The 13,190-nt window shown below is 46.1% G+C and carries 12 protein-coding genes, 1 tRNA gene and 3 pseudogenes; 8 read left to right on the top strand and 8 right to left on the bottom strand.

Annotated features, from left to right (window positions below):
* Nucleotides 1–139: 139 nt before the first annotated feature.
* The 5 genes from EGC76_RS07370 to EGC76_RS07355 all read left to right on the top strand — a co-directional run bounded on the left by EGC76_RS07370 (nt 140) and on the right by EGC76_RS07355 (nt 3,150).
* On the top strand, nt 140–325 hold the full coding sequence (locus tag EGC76_RS07370; protein ID WP_006956204.1) for a hypothetical protein: 186 nt from the start codon (nt 140–142) through the stop codon (nt 323–325).
* Between the two features lie 80 nt (nt 326–405).
* On the top strand, nt 406–1,368 hold the full coding sequence (locus EGC76_RS07365; RefSeq protein WP_157980884.1) for a HindVP family restriction endonuclease: 963 nt from the start codon (nt 406–408) through the stop codon (nt 1,366–1,368).
* A gap of 529 nt (nt 1,369–1,897) precedes the next feature.
* Nucleotides 1,898–2,050, top strand: a complete 153-nt coding sequence (locus tag EGC76_RS11900; protein ID WP_164876803.1) for a hypothetical protein — start codon at nt 1,898–1,900, stop codon at nt 2,048–2,050.
* Nucleotides 2,040–2,651 carry a Fic/DOC family protein gene (locus tag EGC76_RS07360; RefSeq protein ID WP_128352347.1) on the top strand — a complete coding sequence of 204 codons (612 nt, stop codon included), beginning with the start codon at nt 2,040–2,042 and terminating at the stop codon, nt 2,649–2,651. Before EGC76_RS11900 ends, EGC76_RS07360 begins: the two co-directional genes overlap by 11 nt.
* Nucleotides 2,652–2,694: 43 nt before the next feature.
* Nucleotides 2,695–3,150: an integrase core domain-containing protein gene (locus EGC76_RS07355; protein ID WP_128352346.1), complete on the top strand. Its 456-nt coding sequence runs from the start codon at nt 2,695–2,697 to the stop codon at nt 3,148–3,150.
* A gap of 217 nt (nt 3,151–3,367) precedes the next feature.
* Here the strand turns inward: EGC76_RS07355 and EGC76_RS07350 are convergent, their stop codons facing one another.
* From EGC76_RS07350 to EGC76_RS07335, 4 genes and pseudogenes are all read right to left on the bottom strand, one after another.
* Nucleotides 3,368–5,701, bottom strand: a complete 2,334-nt coding sequence (locus tag EGC76_RS07350) for a heavy metal translocating P-type ATPase (protein WP_072243341.1) — start codon at nt 5,699–5,701, stop codon at nt 3,368–3,370.
* A gap of 113 nt (nt 5,702–5,814) precedes the next feature.
* Nucleotides 5,815–6,964: pseudogene (locus tag EGC76_RS07345) on the bottom strand (IS3 family transposase).
* A 60-nt stretch (nt 6,965–7,024) separates the two neighbouring features.
* On the bottom strand, nt 7,025–7,282 hold the full coding sequence (locus tag EGC76_RS07340) for a helix-turn-helix domain-containing protein (protein ID WP_128352345.1): 258 nt from the start codon (nt 7,280–7,282) through the stop codon (nt 7,025–7,027).
* An 86-nt stretch (nt 7,283–7,368) separates the two neighbouring features.
* Nucleotides 7,369–7,875: a transposase gene (locus EGC76_RS07335; RefSeq protein WP_034734407.1), complete on the bottom strand. Its 507-nt coding sequence runs from the start codon at nt 7,873–7,875 to the stop codon at nt 7,369–7,371.
* A 77-nt stretch (nt 7,876–7,952) separates the two neighbouring features.
* Between EGC76_RS07335 and EGC76_RS07330 the strand changes: the two are divergent.
* Nucleotides 7,953–8,279, top strand: a pseudogene (locus EGC76_RS07330) (YybH family protein); the annotation flags it as partial.
* Nucleotides 8,280–8,308: 29 nt separating this feature from the next.
* Complete coding sequence (locus EGC76_RS07325; RefSeq protein WP_128352343.1) at nt 8,309–8,776, top strand: YybH family protein; 468 nt, start codon at nt 8,309–8,311, stop codon at nt 8,774–8,776.
* A gap of 2 nt (nt 8,777–8,778) precedes the next feature.
* Here EGC76_RS07325 and EGC76_RS07320 read toward each other — a convergent pair whose 3' ends face one another.
* Entirely contained in the window at nt 8,779–9,294 is a 516-nt protein-coding gene (locus EGC76_RS07320) for a type 2 periplasmic-binding domain-containing protein (RefSeq protein WP_128352342.1), read from the bottom strand.
* A 293-nt stretch (nt 9,295–9,587) separates the two neighbouring features.
* Nucleotides 9,588–9,887, bottom strand: a pseudogene (locus EGC76_RS12080) (transposase); the annotation flags it as partial.
* 293 nt (nt 9,888–10,180) lie between these two features.
* Here EGC76_RS12080 and EGC76_RS07310 point away from each other — a divergent pair.
* A protein-coding gene (locus EGC76_RS07310; protein ID WP_246013925.1) for an IS3 family transposase occupies nt 10,181–11,256 on the top strand; the annotation gives its coding sequence in 2 pieces (ribosomal slippage) (nt 10,181–10,430 and nt 10,430–11,256; 1,077 coding nt in all).
* A 602-nt stretch (nt 11,257–11,858) separates the two neighbouring features.
* On the opposite strand, the gene EGC76_RS07300 is transcribed toward EGC76_RS07310, so the two are convergent.
* A tRNA-Arg gene (locus EGC76_RS07300) sits at nt 11,859–11,935 on the bottom strand.
* A gap of 88 nt (nt 11,936–12,023) precedes the next feature.
* On the bottom strand, nt 12,024–13,169 hold the full coding sequence (locus EGC76_RS07295; RefSeq protein WP_128352340.1) for a GGDEF domain-containing protein: 1,146 nt from the start codon (nt 13,167–13,169) through the stop codon (nt 12,024–12,026).
* Nucleotides 13,170–13,190: the final 21 nt, after the last annotated feature.

Here is a 13,190-nt window from a genome sequence, read left to right as displayed (position 1 = left end):
GTTATGAGGAGATGGGAGGCCGGAACAGCGGAGATGATAGAGGGTTAGTGTAAAACTCAGTATACCCAAGACGTATTGTGCCCATTCGTGGTAACGCGAGAGTTTTTTCAGCCTTCATGGCATATAAATGAAATGAACCATGGCAGTGACAGCAATGATGGTAGTCAAAGCTGATTTCGCCACTTTTAGGGAGATTGCGCTTATCGATGTGGGATTCGTCATGCTCAAAATTGAGGTGTTGCTCAGAAGAGGATTGGTGAGATTGATGCACATCAGCAACCGCCTGACTGATTTGAGTCAGAACAGCAACAAGCACCAGTATTAAAAATCCTAGTCTAAGCATCATTACCTACAGTTCTAAATAAGCAGCTTAATGGTACATTAATTAAAAATAGTTTTCAACTAGTGGCGATTCACACAAATACTTCTGCTGTATACCTATGCACGAATCAAGAGCTTCAGGTAGAAGCGCGAGAAGAAGGTTTTGATTTTATATTTGGTACCGATGTGGCAAATAATGAATTGAGTTTTTTATTCGAGTCAAAATTCGAGCCTTACCAAGAATATTCAAGGACAGACATTAAAGGAATTGATCTCGTACTAAAACTCGGTGACTCATTTATTCGAGCCTTGGAAGTTAAGCTTACAGTTATTCCGGACAATACCACTGCAAACGACAGAGAGTCTGACTGGGGTACCGAGTTGGTGATTAGACCTGCAAGTACTTCTTACGCCGCGCTAGGTATTTTTGATTCGATAAAACCATTTAGAGCGAGACTAAAGGAAATCTTAGAGCCTACCTGTTCGACAATTCAACATTGGGATAATACTGTTGAAATGTTGAGTAAAAGGGAGGAAATCATTGGGTGTTTAAATAAAATATTTACAGAGTTTAAAGACTACCAAAAACCTTTTTTATTACATCCAATATGGAAGACATTGGGTAAGTCACCGATTATTGATAAGGGTAATGCATATGATATTTTTGTTTGGAGCGACTTTGCTATTTGCCGTACCTTTATTGATTGCGCATCAAGAGAGCGAGATGTGGGGAAAGTTACAAGGCTTTATAGATCAACGCTAAGGCTTGCAAGGATTCTTTACGAACTAACACAAACAGATAAGGTAAATATTCATAATATTTATACTCAAATGGCTTTCAACCTGCAGACTGACAAAGAATTTGCTCTGAATGGTAAAATGACTCGTAGATTTATGAATCATCCTCGACGTTATAATCCAATTATGAAATTATCTAGCATCACAAATGTGATTATGAATGGCGGGCACAAAGAGTTAAGTCCAGAACGTCGTTTTGATCAAAGCTTGTATTATACAGCACAGGAATTATTTAAAGACGATGCTTAAAATTGAATATTGTTGTTTATGCTTAAGAGAAAACGACAGAATTTGCTTCCTAAATCGATTAAGAGCAAGAATGTTGTGCGAAGGTCATGAAACTTGGAGGCAAAACCTTAACAAGTCACAATTTTGGCACAGAATCGGCACAAAAGCCTCAAAGTTAGTACTTGCTATCAATGTCAGGCTATAGAATTATGGCGCACCCGACAGGAGTCGAACCTGTGACCTCTGCCTCCGGAGGGCAGTCGTGGGTTCGGTGGTAAATCGTTAAATCTAGGTGTGGTAAGGGTTTAAACGGTGTTTTGATTTTTTATTTGGTGTCGAAATTGACACTTTTGAGATCATTTAATGACAAAAGTGGTCACAGAAAACCGACGTGGAAATTTAAATTTTTGACCTTTGCCTCGCGACAAAAAATTCTGAATATTCGGAAAAACCTGAGTTTTTAGGTGGAAAAAATTCCACCATTTCGAACGTGGCTTAGGCGCGCTGCATAGGTTATAATTTATGCGGCTCATCCTAAGGGTACATGATAATGAAACGCACAAAAAACAGCTCAGATAAACAAGAGCGCTTTGTTCCTAATATTGAGAACTTCAAGACCAGTCTTGGGTACGAAGGTCTCAAAATGAAAGAGTCTTTTGAAAAGCAGTCTATCGCATCTTTAAAACGTAAATATGCGAAATAAGTACGGCGCTGGTCAAGATCCGTATTGTTACCCGGACTCCGATGTTTTGGTTAACAAGCTAAACATTCGCGATGAGGAAACTCTTGTCGCTGCCGAAATAGAATTTACTACCCTACGTTATAAATCCTACACAGCTACTACATTAGGCAGTCAGGAATTCACACTCGAGCATCTACAGCGTTTACATCTGCATTTATTTCAGGATGTATACGATTGGGCTGGCGAGTTACGAACAATTGATATTTCAAAAGGTGCAACTCGATTCTGTACGGCATCAAGAATCAAAGCTGAGGCGGATAGGTTATTTCGCCAAATTCCTTTGTTAGAACATGCAAAAACACCTGAAGTTTTCGTGCGTGATGTGGCTGATTTATACTGCGAGATTAATTTATTACATCCATTTCGGGAAGGTAATGGGCGTGCGCAACGATTCTTTTTTGAAGAAATGCTATTTGCACTTGGTTATGATGTATTGTGGCCTGAAATATCGCAGCAAGAGTGGGTCGATGCCAATGTTTCTGGTGTGAATCTCGATCTTCAGCCACTTGTCGATATTTTTTCGAGCGCCATGAAGACAAGAGCAGAGTTCAATCAGTACTAGCACTTTCTACGCATAACTACTCCTATTTTTGGGGGGATTACAAATGGACTTTATGAGTGACAGCTTGCACAACAAAGTCAGGTTTCGCACATTTAATGTCATTGATGACTTTAATCGCGAAGTTTTAGGTATCGATATTGCGACCAGCATGCCGTCGTTGCGCGTCATACGCTATCTTGACCAACTTGCTGAGTGGCATGGTTACCCTGAGAAAATTCGGGTTGATAATGGCAGCGAATTCACCTCGGAAGTGTTTGTAAATTGGGCAAAAGCACATGACATTATGATTGATTACATTAAACCTGGTTGCCCATATCAAAACGCCTACATTGAACGATTTTACCGAACTTATCGTGATGATGTACTCGATTGCTACATCTTCAACAACCTGAACGAAGTGAAGCAAATAACCGAAGATTGGATTGAGCTATACAACAACGAACGACCGCACGATTCACTCAATGACATGACGCCATTTGAGTACCGAAATGCGGCATAAATACTCTACGAGATGACTGTGTTAGAAATGGGGTATTTACATTTCTTCCACTATCCTCACACTCATTGTCATCCCGGTATTCTATACGCTGGTGAAACAGCATCGATTAAGGCCTCGTTAATCAACGGATGGTGGATGAGGGGGCACAAGCTGCTGAAACATCTGTTCTTCAGCAGCTTGTGTTATCAGAGCATCATTCCGTGGGTTATCGCCCCATTCAATCGCGTGAGCCACGAAGCCGGAGAGCGTTGAAAACCACCGATGCCGAGCTGAGACTCATTGCGAGTGCGGCGAACATGGGTGAGAGCAGAATACCCGTGAGGGGATACAACACACCGGCTGCGATCGGGACGCCAAGCGCATTGTAGATAAACGCGAAACCCAGATTTTGCTTCATATTAGCGACGGTACTATCGGAAAGGTGCCGTGCGGTGGAGATTCCACGCAAGTCGCCTTTGACCAGGGTTACCTGAGCGCTGTTCATGGCAACGTCTGTACCCGTCCCCATGGCGATACCTACGTTAGCCTTTGCGAGAGCCGGGGCATCGTTAATCCCGTCCCCAGCCATAGCTACAATACAACCTTCAGCTTGAAGCTGTGTGACGAGGTCAAGCTTGTCAGCAGGTTTGACTTCGCCGTGCACTTCGTCGATTCCCAATTCCTTGGCAACAGCGTTAGCCGTTGCAATACCATCGCCGGTTGCCATGATGATACGAATCCCCGCTTGCTGGAGATCTCGCACTGCTTCCAGCGTGCTCTGTTTGATCGGGTCGGAGACAGCCAACAGGCCTGCAAGTTGGCCATCCGAGGCGAGATACATGACACTCGCACCTTTTTCGCGCAATGAGTCGGCGATGTTTGTCAGGTGGGTAACATCAATCCCGTCTTGCTGCATCAGAGCTGTATTGCCCAGGACCAGCGACTTACTATCGACTTGGCCACGAACGCCGATGCCGCTACCTGATTCAAAATCGTCGACTGCACTGAGTGTGAGGCCGCGCTCGCGCGCCGCGTTCACAATAGCGTCGGCAAGTGGATGTTCACTGCCTTGATCGAGGCTCGCTGCAAGACGTAGTACTTCATCGGCAGTTATGTCACCTGCCGGAATTGCTTGTTCAAAAGCCGGACGTCCTTCAGTCAATGTGCCGGTTTTATCAACAATCAGAGTATCGACTTTGCGGAAGTTCTCAATCGCGGCGGCATCGCGAAACAGCACGCCTTGCGTAGCGGCTTTGCCGGTTGCCACCATGATGGACATGGGTGTGGCCAGCCCCAACGCACACGGGCAAGCGATAATCAGCACCGCAACAGCATTTATCAAACCGTACACCCAGCTCGGTTGCGGACCGAAGAATCCCCAAACGAACAGAGTTGTTATGGCGATGACCACTACAGCCATAACGAAGTAACCGGCAACCAAGTCAGCCATGCGCTGCATGGGAGCGCGCGAACGCTGCGCCTGCGCTACGAGCTGCACAATCTGAGAGAGCACTGTGGCAGAACCCACTTTCTCTGCCCGAATCACAAGAGCGCCTGAAGTATTCATCGTCGCGCCAATCACCTTGTCTCCGGGCCGCTTGCTTACGGGGAGTGGCTCTCCGGTCAACATCGACTCATCCAATGAGCTATTACCTTCCTCTACCGTGCCGTCAACCGGGACTTTTTCACCAGGGCGAACGCGCAAGCGATCACCTTCATGTACGTGATTCAAAGGCACATCTTCCTCAGTGCCATCCTTGTTGATCCGCCGTGCTGTCTTAGGCGCCAGACCGAGCAAGGACTTGATGGCAGCTGATGTTTTCGAGCGTGCCCTCAACTCAAGCATCTGACCCAACAATGTCAGCGAAATAATGACAACTGCTGCTTCAAAATAGACTGAAACGCGGCCCATCGACATGAAAGTTTCAGGGAATATGCCCGGTGCTATCGTCGCGATAGTGCTATAGATAAACGCCGCTCCAGTACCAAGGCCTATCAGCGTCCACATGTTCGGGCTGCGGTTCACTACTGATTGCCAGCCCCGTACAAAAAATGGCTGCCCTGCCCACAACACTACCGGTATTGAAAGAACGAGTTCGATCCATGTTTGCACGCTCATGCTGAACCAGCCAAGCTGCGGGCCGAACATAGCAAGTATTGTCACGATGACAGTAAACGGCAGCGTCCACCAGAACCTGCGTGAAAAATCTTTCAACTCTGGATTGTTATCATCATCCAGACTGGGCATCAATGGCTCAAGAGCCATGCCACACTTTGGACAGGTTCCCGGGTGATCTTGCAGGATCTCCGGATGCATAGGGCAAGTGTACGTCGTGCCGGGCTCATGCGGCGTTGTATGTTCCTCCGACTTGGTGGGATCGAGGTACTTTTCCGGGTCATCACGGAATCTACCCAAACACTTGGTGCTACAAAAATAGAAAGACTTACCCTCATGCTCCATGTGATGGGATGAATTCTCTGTAACTCGCATGCCGCACACGGGATCTGAGAGCGGCGCATCTGTGTGCGACGGATCCACGTGGTGTGGATGTTCTGATTGATTCTGCCTCATAACAACTAATCCTCTCGAGGTATGTGCCAAATTCCGTATACGCGTGCGTATAGCCTCATGACTGCATACATTTACTTCTTTTCAGCACCACTTTACCCCATTGGATGTACTGGTCAACTAAATCCGGACACATTTTTAAACAATAATTCATGGTTAACTGGCGACCTGCCGCCGTTGGCCGAATGTAGTCGCTCCAGGTGGTAGTAACGGATGTAAGCGGCCACATCCCTTTTCATATGTTCACGTGTCGGTTGTGACACTTTAAAGAGCCAATCATGTTTCAGGCTGCCAAAAAATCGTTCAACAACTGCGTTGTCCCAGCAGGCGCCAACGTCGCCCATACTCGCTCGCATACCAAAACGCTGAAGCTGCTTCCGGTACCGCTTGCTGGTGTACTGCGACCCGCGGTCGCTATGGAACACCAGCCCCTTGCTCGGCCTGCGCAGGTTGTAAGCCGTAATCAGAGCCCGCAGCACCAAACTGGTGGTCATCGTTTTATCAATTGCCCAGCCCACGATGCGCCGCGAATACAGGTCCATCACAACCGCCAGATACATCCAGCCTTCGCCGGTGCGGCAGTAGGTCACATCGCCCGCCCAGATCTGATTCGGGCCCACTGGGTTGAAATTCTGATTCAGCAAATTGCCCGCTACGCTGTCGCTGTGTTTGCGCTTGGTGGTTACTTTGTAAGCCACGCGCTGCGTCACCTTCAAGCCCATTTGATCCATAAGCCGGCGAACCCGGTATCGGCCAATTTCAAAGCCTTCCGCGCGAAGTGCCTTCATCATTTTCCGGCTGCCCAAGCTGGATCTGCTCGCTTTGAACAGTTCCTTGATCCGGCGGCGAAGCTGCAGCTCTTGAGCGCCAATCAGCTTGCCCGGGCGCTTGCACCAGTCATAGTAAGCCGACTTGCTGACCTTCATAACCCGACACAGAGCCCTGATTGGGTAGTTGCCAGATTCGACCTTGATGAATTCAAACTTTACTTTATTTCTTTCGCGAAGAAGGCTGCTTTTTTAATATGGCCAGGTCCTCTGCCTGTTCAGCTAATTGACGTTTTAATCGAGCAATTTCAGCGGCTTGCTCTGCTTCTCTGGCGCTCGTGCTAGATTTTTTTTGCGCCGCAGTCCGCCAACTGTACAGCTGGGATTCGTAGACTTTCAGTTCTCTAGCCGCCGCTGCAACGCCTATTCTTTCAGCTAATTTCAGGGCTTCTGCTTTAAATTCTTGTGTGTGGACTTTGCGTGTTTTATTTGCTTTCATGATTCACCGAGTTAAGTGATTTTACTCACTTAGCTCGGTGTCCAAAAGTACTGGTACGGATCATGTTAATTGCCGGTGCTTTTTCAGCACCCGGTAAATCGTTGATTCAGAGCCAATATAAACGTCTTTATCGGCCAGTAACGGCACGATTTGTGAGGCCGGTAAATCCGCATACTGCGGTAAATTACAGACCATCAGGATGCGCTGCTCTTCGTCTTCGCTCAACTGCCGCGGTTGTTTAACCGGCGCTGTTGTGGGCCGTTTATCCGGCGTCGGATTGTTAGCCCAGCGCTTTAACGTGCGTTGGCTTATGCACATAACATGCGCTGCCTGATGGCGGGATGCGCCGTTATTAACCGCTTCGTTAAAGTAATCGAGTAGTCTTATACGCTCGCTTTGCGGCGTTAGTCGTCCTCGTTGTCCGGTTCGTCCCCGTATAAGGCTTCGAGCTTTTTTGAAAGCACCAACAGGGCACTGGTCTCGGCCAACGCTTTATCTTTGCGGCGAACCTCGGCTTTAAGCTTTTTGATTTCTTTGGTCGTTTTTTTACGCTCTTGTTTTACCTGGCGCTCACTGTCAGCAGTGCGGCCAAAGCCCTGCAGGCAATCGGTACGCCACTGTTTGACCTGCTCGGTAAATAACCCTTTTTCACGGCAATAAGCCGACAGTTCGGCTTCCGATAAGCCGGCGGTTTCGATAACGATGGCTAACTTGTCTTCAGCGGACCATTGGTCAGCCTGCTTTTGATGTCCGGGCACTGCAACTCCTTGCTCACGACATTGTTTTAACCAATGATACAAGGTTTGCGGACTGATCCCATCCTCATCAGCCACAGAATTTACAGAACGACTCTGTGGCGGTAATAATTTTTTGAGCGTTGCAGCTTTACGCTCTTCAGAATAACGTGGCATACATGAACCTATGCCGCCCACTGTTTATTAACTAATGGCGAAATTGCCAACTGGACAACAAGGTTGACATAGTGGGTCATGCCCTTCAAACTGGCGATAAGGAACTTGCAAGGGCACAACTAGCTAGTGACGTGATGATTTATGAGGGAGGCCGCGTTGAAAGAAGTGCTGATGAATATGCTCATCACCATATGTTGTCGGATATGAAATATTTAGCAGCTATGAAGAGCGAAACACTTGAGCATCAAGTAACGATTCTTGGAAATACGGCTATCTCTGCTTCGCGCAGTCACACCAAGGGCACTTACAAAGGTAAAGAGCGCAACTATCAAGGCATGGAAACAATGGTGCTGGAAAAACAAAACGGTAAATGGAAAATCAAGCACATTCATTGGTCACATTAATTTATTGGTCAAACAACGGAGAACAACAAATGACTAAATTTGTAGCAATAACGATGTTGTGTATGCTGGCATTTTCTTCGAATGCACATGATAAAAGCCATATGAATGACGAGAAGCAAATTACTCACATCATTCATCAAATTAAATATGGTTGGGAAAATGGCGATGGTAAGCCTTTTCGCAAGCACTTTCTTGATTTCAAAGGAGCAAGGTATTTTGAGTCGGGCGGTCAAAATGTTGGTTTAACAGATTTAGTAGAGCACCACGTTGAACCAGAAAAAGACGCATTGGTTTTCTTGAACTTGGATTTCTCCAATATCCAAATTCATATTGAAGATGAGTTTGCTTGGGCGCTTGCCGATACAGCGGTAAAGGGTGAGGTGAGAAAATCAGGAAAAACCTTCGATAAAACAGGCTTCCAAACGTTTCTATTTAAGAAAGTAGATGGTGATTGGAAAGTGCTTCATACCCATTCTTCTAGTAGAAATAGGAAATAAAGCTATTTAACTGACTTTAATAAAGAACTAAGTTTTCCGGATGAGCTTAGTTCTTTTATCTTTTTATTAATCTCTTTCATTTTTTTATCGTTTATTTCGGTTTTGTGACAGACAAAAGCGTCCAAAGATGCATGAATTGGATTCTCTTGATTGTAATAATCTAGAGGCAACTCTAGAGCTTTGTACGCTGAATTTATATCTGCTATGTACGCAATAATTCCATCCGTTCTATTTTTATGTAAAAACTTAATTAAAGCCGTATCAGAGTCAATATTTATATATTGTGCATTAAATTTTTTTCTAATATTTCCAATAGATAGCCCTCGACGAATAGCTAATCTTTTGCCTTCAAATTCTTGAATTGACTGATAAGTGGTGAGAGAAAAAATGTAGGCTTTTGTGATATTTATAGGCTTACTTGAAATAAATGAATCGGGGTTAGGTATAGTTGCAGGGGGCCGTTTATCCGGCGTCGGATTGTTAGCCCAGCGCTTTAACGTGCGTTGGCTTATGCACATAACATGCGCTGCCTGATGGCGGGATGCGCCGTTATTAACCGCTTCGTTAAAGTAATCGAGTAGCCTTATACGCTCGCTTTGCGGCGTTAGTCGTCCTCGTTGTCCGGTTCGTCCCCGTATAAGGCTTCGAGCTTTTTTGAAAGCACCAACAGGGCACTGGTCTCGGCCAACGCTTTATCTTTGCGGCGAACCTCGGCTTTAAGCTTTTTGATTTCTTTGGTCGTTTTTTTACGCTCTTGTTTTACCTGGCGCTCACTGTCAGCAGTGCGGCCAAAGCCCTGCAGGCAATCGGTACGCCACTGTTTGACCTGCGCGGTAAATAACCCTTTTTCACGGCAATAAGCCGACAGTTCGGCTTCCGATAAGCCGGCGGTTTCGATAACGATGGCTAACTTGTCTTCAGCGGACCATTGGTCAGCCTGTTTTTGATGTCCGGGCACTGCAACTCCTTGCTCACGACATTGTTTTAACCAATGATACAAGGTTTGCGGACTGATCCCATCCTCATCAGCCACAGAATTTACAGAACGACTCTGTGGCGGTAATAATTTTTTGAGCGTTGCAGCTTTACGCTCTTCAGAATAACGTGGCATACATGAACCTATGCCGCCCACTGTTTATTAACTAATGGCGAAATTGCCAACTGGACAACAAGGTTGACATAGTGGGCGGTGTTTTTCAACCGAGTTGTCCAAAAAAACTGTTTTAAGCAACCGCCGTATTACGCTTAATTTCCTCAACATTGGAGGGATTCAGCGCAACGTCACCAACGGGCGTCCAGTTTCTTGTGTTGCCTGACCAGCGCTCCGGGCGGCTGTAACTACCCCGTAAAATAATACAGCTCGCTCGTAGAATTTCTTTTAAACTAAAGCAAAGGAGTTTTACGATGAGCAAACGCATGACTGAAAGCCAAATTGTGGCGATTTTAAAAGAAGCCGAGGCCGGTATGCCGGTGAAAGATATCTGCCGTAAGTACGGTATCGGTAATTCAACGTTTTACAAGTGGCGCGAAAAATACGGCGGCATGGAAGCGTCTGATGTGCGCCGCTTAAAAGAACTGGAAGAAGAGAACCGTCGACTTAAGCAGATGTATGCTGAGTTGAGCCTCAAGTCACAGATGCAAGAAGACATCATAAAAAACCTTTAGCGCCTGTGGCAGAACGGAAAGTCTGGGCACGCGAGTTACAGGTGCAGTATGACGCAAGCGTTGTAAAGTGCTGTGATGTAGTCGGCATCAGCCGTACTGCATACTATTACGAGCCGAAATTGAACGATGATGATGAAATCATTGATGCCTTGAATGCGTTAATTGAAAGACATCATCGTTGGGGGTTCCCAAAATGCTTCAAACGCCTTCGTAAGCTAGGCCACCGCTGGAACCACAAGCGTGTTTATCGCGTTTATACTGAGCTAAAACTGAACCTGCGTCGCAAAGGTAAAAAGCGATTGCCAAACCGCAACCCAGAGCCATTGGCTGCACCGAATGCATTGGGTAAGTCTTGGTCAATGGACTTTATGAGTGACAGCTTGCACAACAAAGTCAGGTTCCGCACATTTAACGTGATTGACGACTTTAATCGCGAAGTTTTAGGTATTGATATTGCAACCAGCATGCCGTCGTTGCGCGTCATACGCTATCTTGACCAACTTGCTGAGTGGCATGGTTACCCTGAGAAAATTCGGGTTGATAATGGCAGCGAATTCACCTCGGAAGTGTTTGTAAATTGGGCAAGAGCACATGACATTATGATTGATTACATTAAACCTGGTTGCCCATATCAAAACGCCTACATTGAACGATTTAACCGAACTTATCGTGATGATGTACTCGATTGCTACATCTTCAACAACCTGAACGAAGTGAAGCAAATAACCGAAGATTGGATTGAGCTATACAACAACGAACGACCGCACGATTCACTCAATGACATGACACCATTCGAGTACCGAAATGCGGCATAAATACTCTACGAGATGACTGTGTTAGAAATGGGATATTTACAGTTGAAATTCTGAGAGGACTTCCGTCGCAGTTTACTCGATCCGCAATTAATCAAGAAAGATTGAACGAGCTTATGATTACTCTGAGTGAAATTAAGAACTATGACCCGTGTGTTAGATCAGTTCATGCATATTTTGAGCGGAAAGGGACAAAAGAAGCCGATGTCTTGTATGTTGTTCTTCAATGCCTATACAAAGTGGGGGCCGTGGGACTAAAAATTAGCTCATTAGACACTTTTTTGTGGTCACACATCGATCAAGCTAGTGTAAGTAAAGGCGAGGTTAAGCGTTCGAGCCATTTCAAAATACATAAAATGCTTCATCGTGCCCTGGATGTAGACTCAAATTCATCAGTTCCTTTTCAGATATAAACGACAAAAAACGATAGTGTTACTTGCCTTATCGAATCGAAAGGTATCTCTGTATTATCGGCTTGATTGAGCTAAGAGTCAGAATTTTATAATAGATATTTATTTTATAATGGCTTGGTCCCAAGATGGTCCCATTTTGGTCCCATAAAATATTTAGTTAGCAAGCACTACTTCTCTACGAACCATTAAAAATGGCGCACCCGACAGGAGTCGAACCTGTGACCTCTGCCTCCGGAGGGCAGCGCTCTATCCAGCTGAGCTACGGGTGCTAATTGGGAAAGTGCTTATGAATAAGCAGGCGGGGATTCTAGGTAAAATCGCGTTCATTGTCTAGTGCAAACGGCCCTAGTGTTGCGATTAAACGAAGCGGAATTGATTGCGACCGCTGGATTTTGCTTCGTAAAGTGCAGAATCCGCATCATTGAGAAGCTCGCTTAAATCGCGCTGGTTGGCGGTGGTGACAATGCCGCCAACACTAACCGTTAAATCAATACGTTCACCTTCAAACTCAAAGGCTTGCTGCGCCACGCGTTCAACGAGCCTGCGGCTCACTTGTTCGGCTTGCATGCGGTCTACATCGGCCAAGGCAATTGCAAACTCTTCACCACCAATTCGTGCGGCAATATCATGCTCGCGCATGTGCTTGCGAATAATACGGGCCACATCGCGCAAACAAGCGTCACCGGCGGCGTGGCCGTAGCGATCATTAATCGACTTAAACCTGTCTAAATCAAGCATAAGGACGCACGAAGGCCGCGCTTGCGCCTGGTTTTTAACTAATAACTCACTGCCTAACTCGAAGAACCCGCGGCGGTTAAACAGTTGCGTGAGTTCGTCAATGTTAACCACTTCAAGTAGCCGGCGCTCGTTCAGGGAAAACACGAATACAGGGAACAATACTGTGGTCGCGGTGGTAAGCAGCAGGTGTGCAATTAATAGCACCGTAATGAGCTGCTCACTGCTGATAACCAGTGACGCCTTTGACTCAATCGCAACCACAACGGCCGTAGCGAACAGTAAAACGCCATGAACGAGAAATAAAACCGACAAGGCTCGGCGGGTAAATTTAGGGGTTGGCTTAATGGTTTGAACGTAGGCACCGGAGTAGATGTACAATGCGGCGCAAATGGATGCTGTCAGCACTTGTGCTTGCAGTGGATTTTGGTACAAAAAATATAATGGCACCGCGCTGATAATCATGATGCGCGCTGTCCAGCGGTTTGATACCGAGCGTTGCAGTTGATATTGGCGTAGGCCATGCAAAGCTAGCAAGGGCACCAGAATAATGAGCAAGTCAGCAACAAAAACCGTCAACCAAGGCGCATCCAAAGAAAACCGAAGCCCTGCCAAAATATTTGCTATAGCGAAAACAAAGCACGCGATGCCCCAGGTGCGAAAGCTCTTCTGTGATTTTAAAGCATTGAAGATAACAAACATGGCTGCGCCCAACAGCAGGTTGAGCAAAATGGTCGTAATGATCACAGTTGGCAGATGAATGTACATGTGTTGCTCGGCCGTGCCTCT

Source organism: Pseudidiomarina gelatinasegens, from assembly GCF_004025325.1.
In the GTDB taxonomy this organism is placed as follows: domain Bacteria; phylum Pseudomonadota; class Gammaproteobacteria; order Enterobacterales; family Alteromonadaceae; genus Pseudidiomarina; species Pseudidiomarina gelatinasegens.
This window is presented reverse-complemented; position numbering and strand designations above follow the sequence as displayed.

What these genes read in the sequence shown, in the direction of transcription:
- EGC76_RS07370 (WP_006956204.1), top strand. Translation starts at nt 140, where the DNA reads ATGGCAGTGACAGCAATGATGGTAGTCAAAGCTGATTTCGCCACTTTT.
- EGC76_RS07295 (WP_128352340.1), bottom strand. Translation starts at nt 13,169, where the DNA reads ATGTACATTCATCTGCCAACTGTGATCATTACGACCATTTTGCTCAAC.
- EGC76_RS11900 (WP_164876803.1), top strand. Translation starts at nt 1,898, where the DNA reads ATGAAACGCACAAAAAACAGCTCAGATAAACAAGAGCGCTTTGTTCCT.
- EGC76_RS07320 (WP_128352342.1), bottom strand. Translation starts at nt 9,294, where the DNA reads ATGTGCATAAGCCAACGCACGTTAAAGCGCTGGGCTAACAATCCGACG.
- EGC76_RS07340 (WP_128352345.1), bottom strand. Translation starts at nt 7,282, where the DNA reads ATGTGCATAAGCCAACGCACGTTAAAGCGCTGGGCTAACAATCCGACG.
- EGC76_RS07355 (WP_128352346.1), top strand. Translation starts at nt 2,695, where the DNA reads ATGGACTTTATGAGTGACAGCTTGCACAACAAAGTCAGGTTTCGCACA.
- EGC76_RS07360 (WP_128352347.1), top strand. Translation starts at nt 2,040, where the DNA reads ATGCGAAATAAGTACGGCGCTGGTCAAGATCCGTATTGTTACCCGGAC.
- EGC76_RS07335 (WP_034734407.1), bottom strand. Translation starts at nt 7,875, where the DNA reads ATGCCACGTTATTCTGAAGAGCGTAAAGCTGCAACGCTCAAAAAATTA.
- EGC76_RS07350 (WP_072243341.1), bottom strand. Translation starts at nt 5,701, where the DNA reads ATGAGGCAGAATCAATCAGAACATCCACACCACGTGGATCCGTCGCAC.
- EGC76_RS07325 (WP_128352343.1), top strand. Translation starts at nt 8,309, where the DNA reads ATGACTAAATTTGTAGCAATAACGATGTTGTGTATGCTGGCATTTTCT.